Annotated in this window: 17 protein-coding genes and 2 pseudogenes; 11 read left to right on the forward strand and 8 right to left on the reverse strand. The window is 72.4% G+C overall.

Annotation, left to right across the window (positions count from 1 at the left end; translation table 11 throughout):
• Nucleotides 1–100: 100 nt before the first annotated feature.
• On the reverse strand, nucleotides 101–1,288 hold the full coding sequence (locus tag ACZ4V6_RS05965; RefSeq protein ID WP_467822860.1) for an MFS transporter: 1,188 nt from the start codon (nucleotides 1,286–1,288) through the stop codon (nucleotides 101–103).
• Between the two features lie 54 nt (nucleotides 1,289–1,342).
• Here ACZ4V6_RS05965 and ACZ4V6_RS05970 point away from each other — a divergent pair, with 54 nt between their 5' ends.
• Nucleotides 1,343–2,086 (forward strand): AraC family transcriptional regulator, encoded by a 744-nt coding sequence (locus ACZ4V6_RS05970; RefSeq protein WP_467822863.1) that lies wholly within the window; start codon nucleotides 1,343–1,345, stop codon nucleotides 2,084–2,086.
• A gap of 48 nt (nucleotides 2,087–2,134) precedes the next feature.
• On the opposite strand, the gene ACZ4V6_RS05975 is transcribed toward ACZ4V6_RS05970, so the two are convergent.
• Nucleotides 2,135–2,734 (reverse strand): GOLPH3/VPS74 family protein, encoded by a 600-nt coding sequence (locus tag ACZ4V6_RS05975; protein ID WP_467822865.1) that lies wholly within the window; start codon nucleotides 2,732–2,734, stop codon nucleotides 2,135–2,137.
• A gap of 669 nt (nucleotides 2,735–3,403) precedes the next feature.
• Between ACZ4V6_RS05975 and ACZ4V6_RS05980 the strand changes: the two genes are divergently transcribed.
• From ACZ4V6_RS05980 to yddG, 3 genes are all read left to right on the forward strand, one after another.
• Nucleotides 3,404–3,592, forward strand: a complete 189-nt coding sequence (locus tag ACZ4V6_RS05980; RefSeq protein WP_467822868.1) for a hypothetical protein — start codon at nucleotides 3,404–3,406, stop codon at nucleotides 3,590–3,592.
• A gap of 258 nt (nucleotides 3,593–3,850) precedes the next feature.
• Complete coding sequence (locus tag ACZ4V6_RS05985; RefSeq protein WP_467822870.1) at nucleotides 3,851–4,459, forward strand: lytic transglycosylase domain-containing protein; 609 nt, start codon at nucleotides 3,851–3,853, stop codon at nucleotides 4,457–4,459.
• 202 nt (nucleotides 4,460–4,661) lie between these two features.
• Nucleotides 4,662–5,606, forward strand: coding sequence for an aromatic amino acid exporter YddG (yddG, locus tag ACZ4V6_RS05990; RefSeq protein WP_467822872.1), 945 nt, complete (start codon nucleotides 4,662–4,664; stop codon nucleotides 5,604–5,606).
• A 27-nt stretch (nucleotides 5,607–5,633) separates the two neighbouring features.
• On the opposite strand, the gene ACZ4V6_RS05995 is transcribed toward yddG, so the two are convergent.
• Nucleotides 5,634–7,439 (reverse strand): B12-binding domain-containing radical SAM protein, encoded by a 1,806-nt coding sequence (locus ACZ4V6_RS05995; RefSeq protein WP_467822874.1) that lies wholly within the window; start codon nucleotides 7,437–7,439, stop codon nucleotides 5,634–5,636.
• A gap of 1,002 nt (nucleotides 7,440–8,441) precedes the next feature.
• Here ACZ4V6_RS05995 and ACZ4V6_RS06000 point away from each other — a divergent pair.
• Complete coding sequence (locus tag ACZ4V6_RS06000; protein ID WP_467822876.1) at nucleotides 8,442–8,963, forward strand: FBP domain-containing protein; 522 nt, start codon at nucleotides 8,442–8,444, stop codon at nucleotides 8,961–8,963.
• A gap of 104 nt (nucleotides 8,964–9,067) precedes the next feature.
• Here ACZ4V6_RS06000 and ACZ4V6_RS06005 read toward each other — a convergent pair.
• From ACZ4V6_RS06005 to ACZ4V6_RS06015, 3 genes and pseudogenes are all read right to left on the reverse strand, one after another.
• Nucleotides 9,068–9,205 (reverse strand): annotated as a pseudogene (locus ACZ4V6_RS06005) (IS5/IS1182 family transposase); the annotation flags it as partial.
• Nucleotides 9,206–9,402: 197 nt separating this feature from the next.
• Nucleotides 9,403–9,834: a cupin domain-containing protein gene (locus ACZ4V6_RS06010; protein ID WP_467822879.1), complete on the reverse strand. Its 432-nt coding sequence runs from the start codon at nucleotides 9,832–9,834 to the stop codon at nucleotides 9,403–9,405.
• Between the two features lie 537 nt (nucleotides 9,835–10,371).
• Nucleotides 10,372–11,637, reverse strand: coding sequence for a sulfite oxidase (locus tag ACZ4V6_RS06015; protein WP_467822881.1), 1,266 nt, complete (start codon nucleotides 11,635–11,637; stop codon nucleotides 10,372–10,374).
• A gap of 643 nt (nucleotides 11,638–12,280) precedes the next feature.
• Here ACZ4V6_RS06015 and ACZ4V6_RS06020 point away from each other — a divergent pair.
• Nucleotides 12,281–13,783, forward strand: a complete 1,503-nt coding sequence (locus tag ACZ4V6_RS06020; protein ID WP_467822883.1) for a protein kinase domain-containing protein — start codon at nucleotides 12,281–12,283, stop codon at nucleotides 13,781–13,783.
• A gap of 282 nt (nucleotides 13,784–14,065) precedes the next feature.
• On the opposite strand, the gene ACZ4V6_RS06025 is transcribed toward ACZ4V6_RS06020, so the two are convergent.
• Both ACZ4V6_RS06025 and ACZ4V6_RS06030 read right to left on the reverse strand, forming a co-directional pair.
• A complete protein-coding gene (locus ACZ4V6_RS06025) occupies nucleotides 14,066–14,398 on the reverse strand; it encodes an MBL fold metallo-hydrolase (protein ID WP_467822886.1) in 333 nt (110 codons plus the stop codon).
• 2 nt (nucleotides 14,399–14,400) lie between these two features.
• The gene (locus tag ACZ4V6_RS06030) at nucleotides 14,401–15,552 is read right to left on the reverse strand and encodes an MFS transporter (RefSeq protein WP_467823150.1); all 1,152 of its coding nucleotides are present in this window, start codon (nucleotides 15,550–15,552) and stop codon (nucleotides 14,401–14,403) included.
• 207 nt (nucleotides 15,553–15,759) lie between these two features.
• Between ACZ4V6_RS06030 and ACZ4V6_RS06035 the strand changes: the two genes are divergently transcribed.
• The 5 genes and pseudogenes from ACZ4V6_RS06035 (at nucleotide 15,760) to ACZ4V6_RS06055 (ending at nucleotide 23,111) form a co-directional block, all read left to right on the forward strand.
• Nucleotides 15,760–16,695 carry a LysR family transcriptional regulator gene (locus tag ACZ4V6_RS06035; protein ID WP_467822889.1) on the forward strand — a complete coding sequence of 312 codons (936 nt, stop codon included), beginning with the start codon at nucleotides 15,760–15,762 and terminating at the stop codon, nucleotides 16,693–16,695.
• A 411-nt stretch (nucleotides 16,696–17,106) separates the two neighbouring features.
• On the forward strand, nucleotides 17,107–19,302 hold the full coding sequence (locus ACZ4V6_RS06040; RefSeq protein WP_467822891.1) for a discoidin domain-containing protein: 2,196 nt from the start codon (nucleotides 17,107–17,109) through the stop codon (nucleotides 19,300–19,302).
• 301 nt (nucleotides 19,303–19,603) lie between these two features.
• Nucleotides 19,604–20,496 (forward strand): annotated as a pseudogene (locus ACZ4V6_RS06045) (discoidin domain-containing protein); the annotation flags it as partial.
• Between the two features lie 113 nt (nucleotides 20,497–20,609).
• On the forward strand, nucleotides 20,610–21,686 hold the full coding sequence (locus ACZ4V6_RS06050; protein ID WP_467822894.1) for a DUF1996 domain-containing protein: 1,077 nt from the start codon (nucleotides 20,610–20,612) through the stop codon (nucleotides 21,684–21,686).
• A gap of 120 nt (nucleotides 21,687–21,806) precedes the next feature.
• Complete coding sequence (locus ACZ4V6_RS06055; protein WP_467822896.1) at nucleotides 21,807–23,111, forward strand: glycoside hydrolase family 3 protein; 1,305 nt, start codon at nucleotides 21,807–21,809, stop codon at nucleotides 23,109–23,111.
• Nucleotides 23,112–23,115 lie beyond the last annotated feature (4 nt).

Here is a 23,115-nt window from a genome sequence, read left to right on the forward strand (position 1 = left end):
GGCCGACCAGGGCACCGCGCCCACCGGGCCGGCTCCCCGCCGCACCGCCTTCGCCGGAGATGCGCACCGTCGGGCAGAAGCGCCCGTCCCGACCACCGCGTCAGTCCCTCACGGGCGGCGGCCGCAGTGCGGGCGCGGCGGGCCGGGGCCCGGGCACGGCGGGTTCGGGCAGGGCGCGCAGGAGCAGCCAGCTCAGGGCGGGCATGGCGATCAGGGGGGTGAGGGCCGTCTGCAGGGAGGTCGAGTCGGCCAGGCGTCCCAGCAGGGGGCTGACGAGGCCGCCGATGCTGACGGTGAGGCCGAGGGTGACGCCACTGGCCGTGCCGATGCGGGAGGGCAGGTAGTCCTGGCCCAGGGTGACCTGGAGGGAGAAGGGGACGTACAGGCCGACGGAGGCGAGGGCCACGAGGAGGAACATGACGGGACCGGGCGCGTAGATCACCCCGGCGACGGCGGCGATCGAGAGCAGGTAGGACCAGCGGCAGACGCGGACGCGGTCGTAACGGTGGGCGAGGGATCCGCCGAGGACCGAGCCGACGGCGCCGCCCAGGAACAGCAGGGACAGGGCGACGCTTCCCGCGGTGGTGCCGCCCTGCACGCGCTGCTGGGCGTAGAGGGAGATGAAGGTGCTCAAACCGGTGAAGACGACGGAGCGGAAGACGACCGCGAGGGACAGCCGCACGAACGAGGCGACGTCGTCGGCGCCCCGGGGCGTCGGCGTCGTCGGGGCACCGGGCTGGGGCCGGGCGAGCATCCGGAGCACGGGCACGCACAGGGCGGCGCCGGCGAGCGCGGGCAGGACGAGGACCGGCGTCCAGCGCAGGGAGCCGTGCCCGATCGCCGCCGACACCATGAGCGGGGCGAGCGCGAAGCCGATGTTTCCGCCGAGGGAGAACCAGCCCATCGCACGGTGGCTGCCCCGGCTGGCGAGCCGTGCCACGCGGGCGGATTCCGGGTGGTAGGCGGCCACGCCGATCCCGGAGACGGCGACGAAGGCCAGGGTGGGCCCGTAGGAGCCGCTGAGTCCGCTCAGGGCGATGCCCACCCCGCCCAGCAGGGTGCTGACCGGCAGCAGCCACGGCATCGCCCACCGGTCGGTGAGCGCGCCGAACACCGGCTGGGCCACCGATGACAGCAGGGAGGCGGCCAGCACTATGCCGGAGGCGACGGCGTAGGTGTAGTCCCGTTCGGCCACGAAGAACGGGATCAGCGCCGCGACGGCGCCCTGGTAGACGTCGACGCAGGCGTGCCCCACGGCCAGCAGGGAGATCGATGTGTTCCTTCGCACCCGTCCATGCTGGGGAAGGCGCCCGGTGTCGCGCTTCCGGTAGATTGCCAAGTGATGCAGGAAGTCCGCCACACCCCGGTCGCGCCGACCCGGACCCAGCGTCTGGCGTCCGGCGGTGAGATCGACGCGCACCGCCATGACGACCACCAGATCGCCTACGCCAGCCGGGGCACCATCGCGGTGACCACCGACGCCGGCTCCTGGGTCGCCCCCGCCACCCGTGCCATCTGGATCCCCGCCGGCACCGTGCACCGGCACCAGGCCCACGGCGAGCTCGACCTCCACCTCGTCGGCCTGCCCGCGACCGAGAACCCCGTCGGCCTCGACACACCGGCCGTCCTCGCCGTCAGCCCCCTGCTGCGCGAACTCATCGTCGCCTACACCCGCGACCCCGAGGACGACAGCCCGCCCCACCTGCGCCTGCGAGCCGTCCTGCTGGACCAGCTCGCCCTCTCTCCCGAGCAGCCCCTGCACCTGCCGGCCCCCGCCGACCCCCTGCTGCGGGAAGTGCACGCCATCCTGCGGGCCGACCCGGCGGACAACCGCTCCCTCGACGAACTCGGGCGCCAGATCGGCGCCAGTGCCCGTACCCTGTCCCGTCGCCTGCGCGACGACCTGGGGCTCACCTATCCTCAGTGGCGGACCCAGATCAGGCTGCACCACGCCCTGGTCCTCCTGGCCGACGGCACCCCCGTCACCGCCGTCGCCCACCGGTGCGGGTGGTCGTCGGCCAGCACCTTCATCGACGTCTTCCGCCGCACCTTCGGCCACACCCCGGGCGCCCGGCCCACGGCCTGACCGGGAGCCGCGCCGGTGCCTGAGCCGCCGGGGCCGTTCGCCGGCCGCTCACGGTCCGCGCCAGACGTTGGCGAAGGCCGCGTTCTCGATGGCTCGTCGCTGGCGTACGGCCTCCAGCTCCATGACCGCGTCGTGGACGGCGGCCACCACCGTCGTCACCGCCTCGTCGTCGAGACCGGGCTCGTCCCCGGGTCGTTCGGTGCCGAGGCCCACCGCCGAGGCGAGGGCGGTCAGGACCGGTTCCCGTTCCTCCCAGCGGCCGGTCGCACGGCGGCGAGCGGGCGTGTCGACCGGTTCGACGCGCTGCGAACCGAAGGACAACCGGCCGACCCGGCGCGGCTCCAGCCGACCGTCCTCCTCCAGTGCGGCCTGGTACGCGGCCGACAGATCCCTGCCCCGGCGCCACAGCCAGTCCTCGATCCGCTCGTGGGGCGCCTGCCGGACGAGCCCCGCCGCGGCCTCGCCCAGGAACCGGTCGTCCAGCGTCGGCCGCCCCTCGGGCACGATGCGGTCCCCGTCCACGGCGACCGCCCCCGCGCCGATGAGGTCGATCAGCTCGGCTCCCGCGAGCGCGAGGGACAGGTCGCCCTGTCCCACGGTTCGCTTCGGGTCCATGGCGATGAGGAACAGGTCTTCAGCCGTGGTCACGTACGGCTCCCCTCGGAGAGATCGAGAAGGTGCGTCCCCGCCGACCGGACCGCGTCCGCGGCCGGCCCTGCGACGGAGCCGACTGTCCCCTTCAGTATCGCGCCTCCCGCGCGGCGGGACCGGTTGGCTCCGCGGCGCTCGGTCCGCGGGCCCGGACCGGCTCGGTCGGCGCAGACGGCCCGGTGGGCGCCGGCCGGCCGTCCAGGAGCGGGAGCGGTGGTAGTGCCGGCGAACGCGCTCGCGCTCGCGGTCGCCGTAGTCGCTGGAGCCGCACCAACGGCGCGTGCCGCTGCGACTGCGGTCCAGGGCGCCGGCCATGTTCCCGTGCCTGCTCCTCCACGCGCCGGGAGCCGACCGGTCGTACTGGAGGTCAGCGCTGCTCGGCGGGGCCATCGCCGCGGTGCTGTCCCTGTTCGTCCCCGCCGGGCCGGCGCTCCTCGGCGCCGCCTGCGCCTCCCTGGCGGCCCTGCCACGCCCCCTGCCGCGGGAGGATCGGAGCGGCCCGCGCCCTCGGCCCACGGGCGAACAGCCCGAAAGGGCGCCCTGACGACGACCCCTTGGTCGGCTGTCGCGGCCGTCGCGGCCCTCGGCTTCGCCCTCAAGGCCGCCGGCCCCGTCGCACTCGGTGAGCGCGAACTCCCCCCGCGTGTCCGGGCGGTGATCGCGCTCATGGCTCCCGCCCTGCCGGCGGGGCTCGTCACGGTCGACGTCGCCGGGAGTCGTTGGCGGAGGGTGGACCCCGCCCTCCTGGCAGCCCTGTTGTCGGTCCCGCCGCTCCGCCGGTGCCGACTGCCCGTGCCCGCCGTCCTGTTCGGCGCGGCCGCCCCGGCAGCGGCCGTACGGGCGCTGACGCACTGACGACCGTACGGACGCCGTGGGGACGGCGCCGGTCGCTTCGGTCACGCGTCACCACGGAACGGAGGAGTCCCTCCTCTCCTGCTCCGGGAGCCGGGCGCCGGACGTCCAGAGCGCGGTTGCGCGGGCAACCCGCCCCGCACGCCTCCACCGTCTGCCGGGGCCCCTGATTGAGGTGGCGCCGTGGGGGAACGCGGGGCGAAGAGCCGGGGCTGCGGATCCCCAGTGAGGCGATGGGCGAGGAGCGTGGAGGAGAGACGGATGACGATGGCCGAGCGACCGGAGGCGGTGGCGTTGCGGCGATCCCGGTCGCCGGAGGACCGCGGTGACGCCCCGACGCCCCCGCTGCGGCCCGGCGGGTACGACCCGGCCGACTACACGGCGGAGGTCGTCCTCGGTGCCCGAGCGGCCGGGGTGTCGCCCGTGCTGGTGCTGGCCGTGCTGTACAACGAGGCGTACAAGCCGCACCATCCGCTGCTGGAGCGGTTGTGGCAGTGGTGGAAGCCGGGCGCGTCCTTCGGGGTGGCCAACATGCACCGTGCGACGTTCGAACGGGTGCGGCGCGCGCACGGCCTGCCGCGGCGCTGGCGGGACCTGCGCGACGACCCCGCCTTCGCCATCCATGTCGCAGCCCTCCACCTGAGCGACCTCGACCGGCGCCTGCCGCGGCGGCACGTGCGCCGGTACACCCGCGAGGAGCTCCTCGCCCTCGGCTACAACACGGGCGAACGCAACATGCGGGCCTTCGCCCGGGGTGTGCCGCCGGGGCCGATGGCACGCTCGTACCTGCGGCGCTTCCGTGCCCACCGGGAGCGGGCCGTGGCGGCCCTGGCGGAGCACGCCGGGTCGCGCGACACCGCGGTCGACTGAACCGGTCACGGTCGGTCGGCCCCCGTCGACCGGGCCCCGCGAGCCCGCCGGGCCGTCGGCCGGTGAGCGGGCTCAGGGGTTCGGTGCCGCGACCGGCCCGCTGACCGGAAAGTACGGTGCCGCGCACGGCACTTCCCTACGATGCCTCCAAGTGACCAAGAGTTGACGGACCGTCATGCGAGGGCGGTGGGCTGGAGGGCATGTGGACGCGCAGGACGCGCGGGCCGGCGTCGGGGCGCCGGAGGAGGAACGCCACGCGGCGACGCAACCGGCGCACCGGCTGCGGGCCACCGCGATCGGCGCCGGGGCCGTGCTGCTGTGGGCCTCTCTGGCCCTGTTCACCACGCTGACCGGAGGGATCCCGCCGTTCCAGCTCACGGCGATGGCGTTCGCGGTGGGCGGCGCCCTCGGCCTGCCCCGGGCGCTGCGCGCGGGCGCGGCGCAGGCCCGTGCGGTGCCCCGTGGAGCCTGGGCCCTGGGGATCGGCGGCCTGTTCGGCTACCACTTCTTCTACTTCGTGGCCCTGCGCGAGGCCCCCGCGGTCGACGCCGGCCTCATCGCGTATCTGTGGCCGCTGCTGATCGTCGTGTTCTCCGCGCTGCTGCCGGGCGAACGGCTGCGCTGGTGGCACGCGGCGGGGGCGCTGCTCGGTCTCGGCGGCACCTTCCTGCTGGTCACCGGCGGGAAGGGCGTCCAGTTCCGCGGGGAGTACCTGCTCGGGTACGCGGCGGCCGCCGTCTGCGCGGTCGTGTGGTCGGCCTACTCGGTGGCCAACCGGCGGTACCCGAAGGTCCCGACGGACGTGGTGGCGTTCTTCTGCCTGGCCACCGCGGTGCTCGCGGGCACCTGTCACCTGCTGTTCGAGGACACGGTCCGGCCCGACGGCGGCCAGTGGCTGGCTGTGCTCGCCCTGGGCCTCGGGCCGGTCGGCGGCGCGTTCTACGTCTGGGACCACGGCACCAAGCACGGCGACATCCGGTTGCTGGGCACCCTCTCGTACTTCGCCCCGCTGCTGTCCACCGCCCTGCTGATCGCGACGGGACGGGCCGAGGCGAGCTGGCCCGTCGCCGCCGCATGCGTGCTGATCACCGGTGGTGCCGTGATCGCGTCGGCGGACGCGCTGCGTGCCGCGCGCCGCCGGGGCTGAGCCCGGCGCGACCGTGCCGCACGCCCCTCAGGCGTCCACGGGCCACGTTCCGCGGCGGACCATTTCGGTCACCTTGTCGGCCCCGTTGGCGCGCACCAGCAACTCCAGGCGCATCCGTTCGATGTCCTCCGCCGTCCACCTGTCCGTCGCCATGGTCGCCTTCTCGTGCGACCAGCCGTTGTCGTAGTGGCGCACGACGTAGTCCTTCTGGAAGTCCCACATCTTCGTTCCCGGCAGCGGGGTGACGATGAAGGGGTTGGCATAGGCCATCCCGTGGCCCATGAGCGTGACCGCGTAGTCGATGGTCTTCTCGATCTGCTCCAGCGACTCGATGTACGGTTCGTCCCCGGGCCGCTCGGGCGGGTTGACGAAGCCGAGCATGAAACCGCCGGTGACCTGGATGCCGTACTCCGTGAACATCTCCACGATCTCGCCGGTGGCCTTCTGGAAGGCGTTGAGGCGCGGCTTGCCGGACTGCTCCAGGCTGTCCTCGTTGGCGCTCTCCACGGCGAGGTAGACGCTGTAGCAGCCGCCGGCGGCCATGGCCTTGATCAGGTCGCGGCAGGTCAGTCCGGAGCGCATCGCGGAGAGGATGTTGCGGAAGTTGGGGTTGCGCCGGTCGGCGTCGTCCATGCCGGCCGCGAACTCCTCGCCCAGGTGCAGCAGAACGAGGTTGAACAGGCTCAGCCCGCCCTCCTCCACCCACGGCAGGTCGTGCTTGCGCAGCAGCTCGAAGACGCGCATCGCGTACAGCGGATCGTGCAGCAGGTGGTCGTCCTCGATGAGCACCTCGGTCACGCCCTGCTTGGTGATCTCGGCGAGGTGCAGGTCGAACCAGTCGGTGCCCAGCGCCCGCCAGGGGCCGTTGACCATCGGGATGTAGCAGAAGTCGCAGCCGACGTTGCAGCCGATGGTCGAGAAGATCTGCGCCCAGGAACCGTGGTCGCGCACCCGCTTCCCCGACGAGTGGTACGGCTGCTCGTACTGGCGCATGTCCAGCATGCCGAAGTCCGGCAGCGGCATCATGCCGAGCCGCTGGTCCAGGCCCTGCCGCTTCGGCAGGATGCGCATGTACGGCGACCTGGCGGTGGTGCGCACCACGGCGAGGTCGGCCCGCCGGTAGGCGACGCCGGGCACCGCGTCGATGTCGCCGCCCTCCTCCGTCAGCGCCAGCAGCAGCGAGGTGAAGGTCTGGTCGGCCTCGTTGATGACGACGTGGTCGAAGGGGGAGTCCGGGACGGCGTACCGCCAGTCCCCGCTGGGGTGGGCGCCGCCGGTGACCGTCACGATCGCCGGGTCGACGTCCTTGACCAGGTCGGCCAGGGCGCGCGCGTTGCCCCACTGGACCGTGTAGATGCACTGCACGCCCACGACATCCGGCTCGAACTCCTCGATGACGGCGCGTAACTGGGCGTCGTCGAGGCCGTAGCGGACGAGGCTGCTGCCGCCGCCGAGGTCCACGAGCCGGCGTTCCTGCTCCCAGCCGGCGAAGGGCGAGTCGACGATGCGGACGTCGAAGCCGGCGAGACGGGCGTTGGCCGCGATGCGCAGCAGCCCGATCGGAGTGCCCGCCCGCTTCATGACCTCGAAGGTCTCCAGGCCGAGCGCCCGGAAACTGCTGCGCTCGGGAGAGGGCTCCACGACCCGTGTGTAGGAGGGGACGACGAGGAGGACTCGGGGCGCCTCCCCACGGGCGCGCCGCCGGGCGCCGGAGACGGAGGTGCGCAGCGAGGGCCTGCCCAGATGCCGCAGGGGCCGGCGCTGCGGGGCACTGGAGAACCTGACGACCGGGTCCTCGACGACCACGGGTGAGGGGAGTGGGGTCTGGGTCACGAGCGCTCCTTCTGACGGGTTGACCGATGGATCGACACCGAACGGGAGTTCGTCGTCATCGTGGCGCGCATCACACAACCGTCAGTGCCGTTCCTCCGGAAATGGCGTGAACCGGTGCCCGGAGCACGGCGGCCGTCAGGCGGGGGCGGTGGCGGAGGGCGGCCTGCGCGCGGGACGTAATTCGCTGGCGTCCACCGCGGAGCGGCCATTACCCTGGCGGAGTCCTTGCAGTCTGTTCTGGGCCGTGTGCCCTGGAAAAGAGATTCTGTGCCCCGGCCGGCGCCGAGCTCGCCTCGCGGCATCGCGTAACGTCCGTTCGTGACGCCGTCCTCGACGGACGGCACCCGGACGTGGACGCCGGTGCGCCCGACTCGGCCTCCCTCGTGCGCCTGACCACGCGGTCGGGCAGCTGAGGCCTGACGTCTTTCCGTCGAGGCCGCTCGGCCTGTTCTTGCTGTCATCTCAGATTCCTCAGCAAGGAGCACCCGGGTGTCCATCCCCCGCAAGCCTTCGTCCAGCACCGCGCGCACCCCTCTCGGGTCCGGTACCCCCACGTCCGCATGGCGTGGCCCGGCCGTGTCCGCTCTCCCCGCCGACGGCACACGGCGCCATCGCCGCCCGTCGTGCCCGCGGCCCTCGGCAGCCCATCTCACCGGCCCTGACCGGACCGCCTCGTCGGCCCCTCCATGGGCCCGCCCGTCGGCCGGCGTGTTCGCGGTGACGGTGGAGCCTGCCGTCCCGGACGGACGGAAGGACTGAGCCTGTCGGCCCGTCCGACGGCGCAGGGCCGCTCGTCCGCGGCGTCTGTTCCACGACGGCCGTAGCGCCCGGCGTCTGGTCGGCGAGGCCGGCTTGCCGGGCCGTACGCCCGGCTCCCACATCCCGCCGGGGCACCGCACCGCCCATCGCGCACCGCGTGCCCCGGCAGTTCCGCACCCATGCGCCGAGCGAGGAATCGCCGACGCCCCGACCCGCACGATTCCTTCGATCACAGGAGAAACCATGCGCCCCATGACGCGGGAAGAGATCCGGGGTTCCCTCGTGAACCTGGACCCCACCGAGAAGAAGCTCCGGCTGCCCGCCTGGTTCGACGACGTCCGGTGGGACCGGATCGACTACCTCGGCTGGCGGGATCTGCGAGCGCCGCAGCGCGCCTACCTCGTCACCGAGGCCGCCGGACAGCCGCTGGGAGTGCTGCTGCGGCAGGCCCCGAACGACGCCGCGCTCGGTTCGCGGGCGGTGATGTGCGACCTGTGCCGCTCCTCCCGCCGGTTCAACGAGGTCTCGCTGTTCACCGCCCGACGGCCGTCGCGCGACAAGCGGCAGCGTCTGAACGCCGTCGGCATCCTGCTCTGCACCGACCTCGACTGCGCGGTCAAGGTCAACGCCAAACCGCTCCGCGGGCCCCGCTCCCTCGAACAGGGCGACCACCTGGAGGAACGCCGCGAGGGCCTGCGTTCCCGCGCGATCGCCTTCATCCGCTCGGTGGCCGAAACGGACACCACCGCACGACGCGGAAGGTGACCCCCGGCCCCTGCCACGTCCCCTGGGAGACACGGCAGGGGCCCGCGCATCGCCGCCCGGCCCGCGACCGGTCAGGCCCCGCAGGCCGGCTCGTCCCTCGGGCCGGCCGGGACGGGGACGCCCTGGCGTCCGCGGATACGGACGATCCGGCGGGTACGGGGCGCGGTCAGGCCGTGGGAGCGGCCTGGCAGCGCGGGCGAGAGCCACAGCAGCGGGCCTCCGGGACCGGTGACCCCCTGTACGGCCAGCGAGGTCCCCGAGCCGTGTGGCCGAGGCGTCGGACATCTCGATCGACCGCCCGGGGGCCTCGCTCGTTGCGCTTCGCGGACGTCACCCGATCAGTGGCCCACTCGAAGAAGCTCAGTGACCGGTGGTGTCGGGGCGAGTCGTTCGCGGGGGAGGGACAGGCACACCTCCCGGCACCGGTGGGGAGGCCGGATCAGCGCATCTCGAAGTCGTCGTAGTGGAAGCCGGGAGCGACGATGCACGACACCAGCACCGGCTCGTCGCCCTCGCAACGGGCGGTCTGCCACTCTCCGGCCGGCACGAGGCACTGGGGCCGCTGTCCGAGTTCGACGCAGGGCCCCAGGACCACCGCACCCGCCGGGTCCGGGTCGGGACCGCTGCCGCCGAGCCGGAGGTCCAGGGCTTGGCCGCGGTGCCACAGCCACAGCTCGTCCGACCGCACCCGGTGCCAGCGCGAGAACTCGCCGGGATGGAGCAGGTAGTAGATCCCTGTCGCGCAGGGACGTACTGCGCGGCGGCCCTCCGCGATGGTATGCGCCTCGGTCTGCCACGTCCGCCGGAACCAGCCGCCCTCCGGGTGCGGTTCCAGTCCCAACTGCTTCACCAGGGGCGAGATCACGCTCATGACGACCAGCCTGCCCTGACCCACCGGCCGACGTGCTCGGTCGGCTGTAGCCACGCGGACCGTGTCGCCCGGGAAGCCGGGGGCTACGCTCTTGCCGCGATCTCTCGGTTTCGTGGCAGTGGCGTAAGAGACGGCAAGACATGTACCCGTATGTGCTGGCCGGTGACTGTTCCGGTGCTCGCGGACGCTCGTCTTCCATGCGCCCGACGCACGGGTCGGGGCGCGCGCGTGAACGCACCGCACGTACGAGGCCGACTCCCTCGGTGTGCGCCGCGACGTCCTCCACTGCGCCGGCGGCACCGGTCTGTGGGGAAGCCCTGCGAGGGCTGATACTGCGCACGCGTCGGCGGCCCCGCCGTTCCGGATCACGGCCAGAACCGCGCGCGTTGCACCCGGGTGGGGGACCGGGTGCGTGCTCGCGCGTACGGACGCCGCCGCCTGCTTCGGACCGAGGAGGAGGTCCATGCCCCTGGTCGACGGCCCCGTGACCGGCGGTGGAGGCGGGGCGGGCCCGAAACCGCCCCGCCCCGCCCGTTCTCAGACGACGTGCACCGGGTGGCGGACGACCGCGTCGAAGAGGTAGCCCTGGGTGTTGGCGGCGGTGGTGTCCGGCTGGGTCCGTCCGGTGCTGTCGGTGGCCCGGGCCAGCAGGGTGTAGGAGCCGGGGGCCGACGGCCGCCACCGGGTGGACCAGCGGACCCAGCCGTCCCGGCGCGGCCTGTCGTGCAGCCGGGCCTCGCCCCAGGTGGCGCCGCCGTCGGTACTGACCTCGACCCGGACGATGCCCCCGGTCCCGGACCAGGAACGTCCGGTGAGCCGGTGCGTGGTGCCCGCGGGCAGGTGCGCCTCCCGGTCCAGCTCGAAGGCGCTCTTGACGGTCTGCCGGGTCAGAGGGGCGCTGCCCCCGGTCGGGTGGGCGTTTCCGAAGAGCCGGTAGAAGTCGGTGTTCCAGGGCGAGTAGAGGGGCTGCGCCGCCACCTCGATGTCGCCGATCCACTTGATGGAGGCGATGCCGATCCAGGACGGCACCAGGAGCCGTACGGGGTGCCCGTGGTCGGGCGGCAGCGGTTCGCCGTTCATCTCGTGGACGAGCAGGACGTCGTCGAGAGCCTTGGACAGCGGCAGAGGACGGCGGACCCGGCCGAGGTCGGTGCCGTCGGCGGTGGTGTAGGGGGCGTCGAGACCGCGCGGCATGACGTCCACGGCGCGCCGGTCCAGACCGGCCCGCCTGAGGACGTCGGCGAGGCGGACACCGCGCCAGCGGGCGGCACCGATCGCACCGAGCGTCCAGGCGGTGCCGCTGACGGACTGACCCTGCTGGGTGGTGAACAGACTGCGCCCGTTGCCCGCGCACTCCACGAACGCGCTGTGCGAGACGGCCGGAAACGTCCTCAGGTCGTCGAGGGAGAACTCGACCGGGCGCCGGTGGCGGAGGCCGTCGCCCCAGACGGTGAGCGACCAGTCGGCGGCGTCGAGGACGGGCGTCGCGGTGTGGTTACGGACGAAGAAGCGTTCGTTGGGGGTGTGGTAGCCGGTTCCGGCGAGGGCGGCGAACCGGGTCTCGGCGTTGGTGCCGCGGACGGTGAACCACGCCTCCGGCAGGGGCTTGACGATCCCGGCCGCGGCGACGGCCCGGTCGGCGGCCCGCGCGAAGGGGCCCGGCGCGGCGGTGGCGGCACCGGCCAGTCCGGCGGCCGCGAGGAGCCGGAGCATGTCGCGGCGGGCGACGCCGTCGGCGCGGGCCTCGCCGGCCAGCCACTGGCGGAGCCTGCGACGGTCGTGCGCGGTTTCGGAGGTACGCATGGCAGCCTGCCTTTCACCCGGAGCACGGCCCTCGCCGAGGAAGGACGGTGCGTCGGGAACGCGGAGATCGAGGTGGACGGCCCCGGAGACGGGGAGGTGCCCTGGTGCGGCGCCCGGCACCGGCGCGGTGCGTCCACCCGGCGGGCGGACGGGGACCACGAGCGGCGCGGATCACCCTGTGGGGATCAACAACAGCCGTGGAGGACGAGCACACGGGACCGCGGAGCGGCGGTGCGGCGTCGGCTGAGGACCATGGCGCCATGCTACGGAAGCGGCGGCGCGCACGGGCCGGAACCGGAGCACCCGCCGGGTGGGGGCGCCGGTTCCGGTGGTGCCGCGCGGGCCCGACGGCCGCAGCCGCCGCCGTGCGGCCACCACCTCCTGCAAGTGCCGCAGACCGAGGTGTTCCAGCGGTTGCCCGGCGTCCGCCTTCAGCGGCCACCGTGCGTGCCGCATACCGACACGCCGACGGGGGCTCTTGGAACCCGGCGACATGCCGCTGCCGAACGCTCAGAGCCCGGGCGTGCGGATCGGCGGCCACCGGTCCGTTGGGGTAGCCCGAGCTCTCCTGGGTACGTGTGTCCGGCATCCCGTCGGCAACGAGTGCCTGTACGGACCCTTCTTCGAAGCAGTGGGAGATGGAATGAGGCTCCGCGAGTCGGCTCTGGCACTGGCCTCCCGGTGTTCCGTCGATGTGCTGGCCGGGCGGTATCGCCTGGACGGGCTCATCGGCTCGGGTGGTGCCGCCGACGTCCACCGCGGCTTCGACCTGCGCCTGAGGCGACCGGTCGCGGTCAAGGTCTTCCGGCCGGGCGCCGATATCGACATGGAGGAACGTTTCCAGAGCGAAGCGGTCATTCTGGCCAGGCTGCAGCATCCCGGGCTGGTCACCGCCTACGACGTCGGACGGCACAACGGCCGTGCCTACCTGGTCATGCAACTGATCGAAGGCCCCACGCTGAAAGCCCGCATCACCGAAGGTCGTCTGCCCCCTGAAGAGACAGCCGCGCTCGGCGCCGGCCTTGCCGAGGGCCTGGCCCACGCGCACGAAGCAGGGATCGTCCACCGCGACGTGAAGCCGTCCAACATCATCCTGGACGCATCCGGTCACCCTCACCTGACCGACTTCGGCATCTCCCGACTGCTCGACGCCACCACCCGTACCGCCACCGGCACCCTCATCGGCACCGCCGCGTATCTGTCCCCCGAGCAAGTGCTCGGCCAGCCCGTCAGCCGGCCCGCCGACGTCTACGCCCTCGGTCTCGTCCTCCTCGAGTGCCTCACGGGCAGGCTCGAATACGACGGCGGCCCCCTCGAGGCCGCGATCGCACGGCTTCATCGTCAGCCCGTACTGCCCGATTTCCTGCCGCAGGGCTTCGCGGTCCTGCTGCGGAACATGACGGCCCTGAACGAGTGGGAGCGCCCGACGGCACACGAGTGCGCCCGGACCCTGACTGCCCTGGCCGGCACGACGGACTCCGTTTCCGCCCCCTCCGCGATCCACGCCGCGAGTGTCGTGCCGAGTCGGGAACCGGTGCGGGAGGCCGAACGCACGCACCTGAACCCGTTGCCTGCCGCCCTCAGCACGACCGGGCGGAAAACCGCAGGCACACGACGCCGCGCCCTGGTCGCCGGTGGGACCGCCGCGCTCGCTGCCGTCCTGACCACTGCCCTTGCCGTCTCCGACGGCTCTTCACACCAAGGAAGCCGCGAAAAGGCGACCCAGGCCGCCAGTCGTCCCTCCGCGCCGACCGAACTGCCGCACAGCACCGCTGAGAAGAACGACGCACCACCCCTCGCTCCATCGTCCTCCGTTCCCGACACCCCGGCCGATCCGCCCCATGAGGCCTCCTCGGAGCGAAGCCTCCGCTCCACCCCGGACGAACCGAGCCGGAACCCGGCCACCGAGGCAACCGCACACGGCACCGGAGCCTCAACGCCCCGCACGCCCTCGGACGGCGTTCAGGACGGCCTGACCATGAGCCCCTCCCCTACGCAAAAGCAGTCCAGGGCAAACACATCCAGCGAACAGGCCGGCACATCCAAGAAGGCCGAGAAGAGCCAGAAAAAGGCACAGAAGGAAGAAGGGAAGGCGCAGAAGAACAAGGAGAAGAAAGCCAAGGGGGACCGGGCTCCTGGCCGCTGAGGGGGAGGGTCTGGCGGGCGAGACCGATGTCCCGGCACCGGAGCAGGGAAGTCTCGAAGTCCGTGAGGCTGCTGCCGACGTCTCCGTAGTACGGCCCGAACGACGTCAGGTCGATGTCCGCCACGAAGAGGAAGCCGTCCGGCTCGATCAGGAAGCCGCTGTGGCCCGGCGTGTGACCCGGCAGGTGGACGACGGTCACGGTGCGTCCGCCGAGGTCGAACACCGTGCCGTCCTCGAACCCCGTGGCGTCGGGACGGTCCCGCACGTGGAAGTGGTCGCGCATCATCGCGTGGGTACGCTCGGTGCCCTCCGGGGCAGACCGTAGCCTTCGACCACGACCTCGCGTGACCGCAGCGCGGCCAGGTCCTTCTCGCGGATGCGGACGGACGCGTCGTAGTCGGCGAGACCTGCGGCGTGGTCCTCGTGCGCGTGGCTCACGAGGACCGGGGCCGTGGGCGGCGCCGTTCCGGCGAGGGACAGCGACGGGTCGATGAGCAGCGTCTCGGCGGTGCCGCGAACGAGTACGGAGTTGGCGTAGGGACAGGCACCCAGGTCGGCGCCCACCAGCACGGTGACTGTGCCGTAAGGCCTTTCCGTGTGTGCGGTGGTGGCCAAGTTCAGTCCGTGGCTTCGGTTCCGGTGTCACGTGGTGAGGGTGCGCGTCCAAGTGAGGTCGTCAGGAGGGCGCCCAACGCCAGCGCGCCGCCCAGCCACAGTACCGACCGGGTGCCAAAGCCGTCCGCCACCCGGCCGCCCGCGAAGGCACCCAGAGCGATGGCTCCGTTGAACACGCCCACGAACAGCGAGGTCACGCCCTCCCGGGTTCCGGGGGCGGCCAAGGCCAGCCAGGTCTGGGTGCTCACCGACACACCGCCGTAGGCCAGGCCCCACATCACCAGCAGGATCGCCGCACCGGCCACGGACAGCCCGAGCAGCGGCACGAGCAGCACGGAGGCGGCCAGTGTGCCGCTGATCAGAAGCAGGGTGCCGCGCACCGACCGGCCCACCCGGGCGCCGACCGCGAAGTTGCCCGTGACACCGGCGAGCCCGTAGGCCAGCAGCAACGTGCCGATCATCGACACCCCGACGCCCGAGACCTCTTCCAGGACCGGCCGCACGTAGGTGTACGCGGCGAAGTGGCCGGTCACCAGCAGGGCCACCACCGCGAGCCCGGTGGCCACCCGCGAGTTGCCGAACAGCCGCAGCACTCCGCCCAGTGCGACCACCTCCTGGGCGGGCAGCGGCGGCAGCAGCACGGCCATGGCCGCGGACACGAGCAGCGCCAGCCCTCCGACGGCGTAGAACGCCTCGCGCCAGCCCGCCAGTTCACCGATGTACGCACCGGCCGGCACGCCCACCACCGAGGCGACGGCGATACCGCTGAAAATCATGGAGGTCGCCGGTCCGATCGACCTCGCCGCGACCAGCCGCACCGCCAGACCGCCGGCGAGCGCCCAGACACCGCCCATCCCGATACCGACCAGCACCCGAGCCACCATCATCACCGCGAAGTGCGGCGACCAGGCGGCGAGTACGTTGGCCGCCGCCACCAGCACCATGAGAGAACAGAGGATCACGCGCCGGTCGACGCGGCCCACCGCCGCGGTGATCAGCGGCGCCGAGAACGCACCGACCAGACCGGTGACGGTGAGGGTCAGCCCGGCCGTGCCCTCGCTCACCTCCAGCGAACCGCTGACGGGCGTGAGCAGGCCCACCGGCAACATCTCGGACGTCACCACGGTGAAGGTGCCGGCTGCCACGGCCGCCACCGCGGGCCACCCGCCCCTCGGAGATCTCTCCGGCGCGGGCGCGTCCACGGACAGGTCATCAACTTCCGCCATGACCTCAGCCAACTGCCCCGCCGCAGCCGGAACAAGCGCGGAGTCCTCATGCTTCCATGAGGTGGGCTGATCGAACGACGGCGCGGACGGAGTGCGGCCTGCACCGGGCCGCACCAGGCAGGAGGGGGCTGCACCATGGCAGCGGCCGGACCAGGCAGTACCGGCGGGCGGCGGGCAGCAGCGGGTACGGTGGAGATCCGCGAGCTGGAATGCTTCCTGATCCTCGCCGAGGAACTGCATTTCGGCCGGACCGGCGACCGGCTGTACGTGTCCCAGAGCCGGGTCAGCCAGCTGATCCGCTCCCTGGAGCAGCGCATCGGGGCCCGGCTGGTGGACCGCACCAGCCGCCGGGTGCGCCTCACCCGGCTCGGTGAGGACTTCCTCACCGCCCTCCGCCCCGCCTACATCGCACTGCGCGACACCGTCGACAACGCCCGCGCGGCGGCTTCAGGGTTCAGCGGGCCGCTGCGCATCGGATTTCAGGGCACCGTGGGACACGGCCTCATCGATGTGATCGGCGAGTTCGAGGACCGGTTCCCCGGATGCGTCGTCCAGATCGCCGAACTTCCGCTCTCCGACCCCTTCGGACCGCTGTACCGCGACGAGGTGGACACCGCCGTGGTACTGCTGCCGGTCGCGGAGCCGACACTCGTACTCGGACCGGTCTTTTCCCGCCAGCCGCAGTACCTGGCGGTTTCCCGCAGGCATCCGTTCGCAGACCGGATCACCCTGGATGCCGAGGACCTGGCCACCACACCACTCGTCGGCGTCGCCGCCCCGGCACCGGACTACTGGCGCGAGACGCAGGCACCCACCCGCACCCCGTCCGGCACCCCGATACCGCAGGGACCAGCGGCCGGCACCCTCCAGGAGGGTCTGTCACTGGTGGCGGCCAACCGGGGCGTGATGCTGCTGTGCTGTCCCACCGCCGAACACCACCACCGCCGGGATGTGGCATACGTCCCGGTGACCGGCCTCCCGGACTCCGCACTCGGGCTCGTCTGGCGCGGCGACCGCGAGACCGCACGGGTCCGCGCCTTCGCCGACGCGGTGGCCGACGTCCTGGCCTGACGAACCTCAGCCGGGTCGGTCCTGTTCCAGGTGTTCGACCGGCCGCCGATCCGACGGGCGGGCCTTCGGCACGCCGCTGCTCGATTTCGGCGGCCTTGCGGGCGGCGGCCCGCTGGTTCTTCGGCCAGACGCCCACCCGACACCCCTTCTCCGGCACGCCGGATGCCTGCGGCGCGGCACCGCCTCTGTGCCCGACCGTGAACCGGGGTCCCACCGGTCCCGGGAGACAGTCGCAGCGTCGCCCGGGACCCGTGCCCTTTCCCGGGGCCTGCTCCGTTGTGCCGTGCGAACTGCCACTTAATGAAAGGTGAAAGATAAGTGATGACAGATGCCTTGACCGTCCCCTCTCGTTGCGGGCAAGGTTCCCGGGAGCGCTCTCCCACGTCGTCCTCGTTCCCAAGGAGCCCCCACGTGCCAAGAATTGACGTACCGTCACTAGTGCCACCGCCACCTCGCAGATCCGCGCGCCGAGGTGTCGTCGGTGCGGTGGTCACCGCTCTTGCCGCCGCCCTTCTCGCCTTCGCGCCCGCTCAGGAGGCCGAGGCCGCGCCCGTGCTGCTGTCCCAGGGCAAGCCGGTCACGGCCTCCAGCCAGGAGCACGGCGGCACCCCGGCCGCCGATGCCGTCGACGGCAACTCCGGCACCCGTTGGTCCAGTGCCCACTCCGACCCGCAGTGGATCCGCGTCGACCTCGGCGCGACCACCAAGGTGAGCCAGGTCGTCCTGGACTGGGAGACGGCGTACGGCAAGGGCTACCGCATCGAGTTGTCCGCCAACGGCTCCGACTGGTCGACGGCTTACCAGACCGCCACCGGCGACGGCGGCACGGACACCGTCTCCGTGACGGGCGAGGCCCGCTACGTACGGATGTACGGCACTGTCCGCGCCACCCAGTGGGGCTACTCGCTCTGGGAGTTCAAGGTGTACGGCGAGAGCGGCACCGGGGGCCCGCAGCTGCCGGGCGGCGGTGACCTCGGCCCGAACGTGCATGTCTTCGACCCGTCGACGCCGGGCATCCAGGCGAAGCTGGACGAGGTGTTCCGCCAGCAGGAGGCGGCGCAGTTCGGCAGCGGCCGGCACGCGTTCTTCTTCAAGCCGGGCACGTACAACAACCTCAACGCCCAGATCGGCTTCTACACCCAGATCGCGGGCCTCGGCCTGCGGCCCGACGACACGACCGTCAACGGTGACGTGACGGTCGACGCGGGCTGGTTCAACGGCAACGCCACGCAGAACTTCTGGCGGGCGGCCGAGAACCTGGCGCTGAACCCGGTGAACGGCACCAACCGGTGGGCGGTCTCGCAGGCGGCGTCGTTCCGCCGGATGCACGTGAAGGGCGGCCTGAACCTCGCGCCGAACGGCTACGGCTGGGCCAGCGGCGGCTACATCGCCGACTCGAAGATCGACGGTCAGGTCGGCAACTACTCGCAGCAGCAGTGGTACACCCGTGACAGCGCCATCGGCGGCTGGTCCAACTCCGTGTGGAATCAGGTCTTCTCCGGCGTCGAGGGGGCGCCGGCCACCAGCTTCCCCGAGCCCCGCTACACCACCCTGAACACCACCCCCGTCTCCCGCGAGAAGCCGTTCCTCTACCTCGACGGCAGCGAGTACAAGGTGTTCGCGCCGGCCAAGCGCACCGACGCTCGCGGCACCACCTGGGCGAACGGCATCCCGCAGGGCGAGTCGATTCCGCTGAGCCGGTTCTACGTCGTCAAGCCCGGCACCACCGCCGCCACCCTCAACCAGGCGCTCGCCCAGGGCCTGCACCTGCTGTTCACCCCGGGCATCTACCACCTCGACCAGACCATCAACGTCGACCGGGCGAACACCATCGTGCTGGGCCTGGGCCTGGCCACGATCATCCCCGACAACGGGGTGACCGCGATGCGGGTCGCCGACGTCGACGGCGTGCGCCTTGCCGGGTTCCTCATCGACGCCGGCCCCGTCAACTCTCCGACCCTGCTGGAGGTCGGCCCGCAGGGGGCCTCCGCCGATCACGCCGCCAATCCCACCACCGTCCAGGACGTCTACGTCCGCATCGGCGGCGCGGGCGCGGGCAAGGCCACCACCAGCATGGTCATCAACAGCGACGACACGATCATCGACCACACCTGGGTGTGGCGCGCCGACCACGGCGACGGCGTCGGCTGGGAGACCAACCGCGCCGACTACGGTGTCCGCGTCAACGGTGACGACGTACTGGCCACCGGCCTGTTCGTCGAGCACTTCAACAAGTACGACGTCGAGTGGTACGGCGAGCGCGGCCGCACGATCTTCTACCAGAACGAGAAGGCGTACGACGCGCCCAACCAGGCCGCCATCCAGAACGGCACCACCCAGGGCTACGCCGCCTACCGCGTCGACGACTCCGTGAACACCCACGAGGCGTGGGGCCTGGGCAGCTACTGCAACTACAACGTCGACCCGTCCATTCGTCAGGACCACGGCTTCAAGACCCCGGTCAAGCCGGGTGTCAGGTTCCACAGTCTGCTGGTGGTGTCCCTCGGCGGCATGGGCCACTACAACCACGTCATCAACGACACCGGAGCGTCCACGGTTCCGGCCGGAACCTCGACCGTACCGTCCACCCTCGTGTCGTTCCCCTGACAGTCCGGCCGCTGGATGATCCGGCAGCGGCCGGCACCGGCTCCCCTCCGGTTCGGGTGACATCCGGAGCCCCGGCCCGGAGGGGCCCCGCGGCCCGGTGCCTCGACCGGGCGACCGGGGCCGTACCCCGCAATGCCCCATGCGACGTGCCGTTCCGGACCGGGCGGCACGCCGCGGCCACGCGCCGAACGGGGACCGGGGATCCCCCTGGTGAGCGCTCCCCACCCGGCACTCCGACCTGCCAGGAGCAGATGTGCCCATACTCCCCTTCCCAGCCGTTCCGACCCACCGCCGCACCAGCCTGACCGGCTTGTCCGTACTGGCTCCCGGTGCGCTGGTGGTGTCCTCGCTCGGCCTCGCCGCCCCGCCCGCCCAAGCAGCCGACACCCTGCTGTCGCAGGGCAGACCCGCCACCGCTTCGTCACAGGAGGGCGACGCGTACGCCGCCTCGGCGGCCGTCGACGGCAACCTCACCGGCACCCGCTGGTCCAGCCGGTGGAGCGACCCGCAGTGGCTTCGGATCGATCTCGGCCGGCGCGCGCATCTCAGCCGCGCCGTCCTGACGTGGGAGGCCGCGTACGGCAGGAGCTACGAGATCCAGGCGTCCGACAACGGCACCGACTGGCGGACGCTGAAGACCGTGACCGGCGGCGACGGCGGCACGGACGACCTCGCCCTCACGGGCTCCGGCCGCTACGTGCGGATGCTGGGGACGCAGCGGTCCGGGGCTACGGCTACTCCCTCTGGGAGTTCCAGGTCTACGGGAACACGGACGACACCCCGCCACTCCCCACGGACGCGGTCCGGGTGACGGGCTCCCAGGGGAACTGGCAGCTCACCGTGGGCGGCCAGCCGTACACCGTCGAGGGGCTGACCTGGGGCCCGGCCATCGCCGACGCCCCCCGGTACATGACGGACCTCCAGTCCATGGGCGTCAACACGATCCGCACCTGGGGCACCGACGGCGGCACCAAGCCGCTGCTGGACTCGGCGGCGGCCAACGGCATCCGCGTGGTCAACGGCTTCTGACTCCAGCCGGGCGGCGGCCCGGGCAGCGGCGGCTGTGTGAACTACGTGACCGACACGACGTACAAGAACGGCATGCTGACCGAGTTCGCCAAGTGGGTGGAGACCTACAAGTCGCACCCGGCCACGCTGATGTGGAACGTGGGCAACGAATCGGTGCTCGGTCTGCTCCACGAGTTCGGCGTCTACAGCTGACGCACCACGCCAAGCCCCCGGCAGGGGGCAGCGCTCAGCCCCCTGCCGGGTCACCATCCCCCCCACCGACGGGCTGGAGGCCCTTCATGAGATGGCGCGCGAAACGACTCCCAGCGCTCCTTGTCGGCAGCGCTCTCGTCGCAACGGTTCTCGGCCTGGGCACGGTCACCACCGCTGCCGGTCCGGGAAGCCCCGCCGCGGCCGGCGGGCACGCCGGGCACACCACGGCCGTGTCGACCAAGGCGACAGGCGACGACCCCGACGGGGACGGCTACATACCGGCAGTCCCTCAGGTCACCGGCGTCACACCGTCCACGGCCACGCCGCCGCCGCGCTACCACAAGGAGTTCCAGGCCAACTGCTCCGTCACGCACACCGCGCCGGACGACCCGATCGTGTACCCGGGACAGCCGGGCAGATCCCATGACCACACCTTCATGGGCAACACGACGACGAACGCCGCGAGCACGACCGCGAGCCTCTACGGAGGCGGGACGACCTGCCTGGCGCCCGCAGACGCGTCCGCGTACTGGATGCCGTCCCTGTACAACGGGGACGAGAAGATCCTCCCGGTGGGCCCGCAGGTCATCTACTACAAGGCCGGTGTCACCGACTACACCAGCGTGCGGCCGTTCCCCAAGGGGCTGCGGTTCGTCGTCGGTGACCCGGTGCAGAGCGCCGACGGGTTCCGCCGCCACCGCGGCTTCGTCGAGGGCTGGGAGTGCGGTGACAGCTTCTTCAACGTCGACTTCCCGGCGAGCTGTCCGAGCCGGCCCGACGTCCAACTCAACATACGTTTCCAGGCGCCCAGTTGCTGGGACGGCAAGTACCTCGACACACCCGACCACAAGAGCCACATGGCCTACCCGGTCGTCAAGCCCGGCACCAACGACAGCATGTGCCCGGCTTCCCACCCGGTCGCCCTGCCGATGATCGAGTTCAAGATGGCCTTCCCGGTCAACGGCGACATGAGCCAGGTCCGACTGGCCGGCGGGCGCGGCTACTCCTTCCACTACGACTTCTTCAACGCGTGGGAGGAGCGCACCCTCAAGGCGCTGGTCGACCAGTGCATCGTGGGCGGCTTCCAGTGCGACGCGCGCGGCTACGACCTGTACCACCCGGAGCGGGGCGCGGTCCTGAACGCGGACTACCGACTGCCCTGACCCCACCGGATTCACCGGGCCCGGCCGTTCCCGCTCACGCAGGGGCGGCCGGGCCCTCGGCCCTGTCCGGCGGCGACCGGCAGGGTCACGACCGAGCAACTGCGAGATGCGGGGCGGGACATGGGCGACAGGACGCTTGACCGGCACGTCGGCGAGCTGACCCTTGAGCAGGAGGTGCGTCTGCTCACCGGCGCGACGACGTGGCGTACGGCGGGGGAGGAGGGCATCGGGCTGCGGGAGATGGTGCTGTCGGACGGACCGGCGGGCGTCCGCGGTGAGGCGTGGGACGAGCGGTGCCCCTCCGCGCTGCTTCCCTCGGCCTCGGCCCTGGGAGCGATGCGGGACGAGGACCTGTGGGAGGGGCTGGGCGGGCTGCTGGCCGCGGAGGCCGCCCGCAAGGGCGTCGACGTGGTGCTGGCACCGACGCTCAATCTCCACCGGATCCCGCTCGAGGGCCGGCACTTCGAGTGCTTCTCGGAGGACCCCGAACTGACGGGCCGTGCCGGCGCCGCCCTGATCCGCGGCTGCGGCCGCGCGACGGTGATCACCGCCGCGCCGCCGGCGCCCGACGCGGAGAGCCTGGTGGCGGCCGCGGCGGAGGCGGCCCGGGCGGCGGACGCCGCGATCGTGGTCGTCGGCACCATCGAGCACGACGAGACCGAGGGACACGACCGGGGTGTTCTGACCCTAGGCGGGCAGCAGGATGATCTCGTGCGTGCGGTGGCCGAGGCCAACCCGCGCACGGTCGTGGTCGTCAACAGCGGCGGCCCGGTCGGGATGCCGGGGCGGAACGACGTGGGCGCGCTGCTGCTCACCTGGTTCCCGGGGCAGGAGGCAGGCGCCGGGCTCGCCGACGTCCTGTTCGGGCTGGAGGAGCCAGGCGGCCGGCTCCCCACGACCTGGGGCGCGTTCCTCGCGGACGCCCCGGTGACGGGGACCCGACCCGTGGGGGGCCGTCTCGATTACGCCGAAGGACTCCACACCGGCCATCGGGCCTGGCTGCGGACCGGCCGTGCGCCGGCCTTCTGGTTCGGCCACGGCCTCGGGTACACGACCTGGGAGTACGAGGCCGTCGACGCGTCGGCATCGATCACGGCGGGCGACGCGTTCACCGTGCGGGTACGGTTGCGCAACTCCGGGACCCGCGCCGGGCGGGAGGCCGTCCAGGTCTACGCGGCCCGGCCGGACTCGGCCGTGGAGCGGCCCGTGCGCTGGTTCGCCGGCTATGCGGCGGTCCGGGCGGAGGCGGGCCGGACGGTGACCGCCGAGGTGGAGGTGGCGGCCTGTGCCCTGCGCCACTGGTCGCAGGAGGAGAGCGCCTGGGCCACGGAGCCGGGGCCGTACCGGCTCATAGTGGGCAGGTCGGTGGGGGACCTGCGGTGGGAAGGGGAGGTGACGGTCGAGCCGCGGGCGGTCACCGGCTGAGGTT

The sequence above is a fragment of the Streptomyces sp. NPDC029152 genome (genome assembly GCF_055564355.1).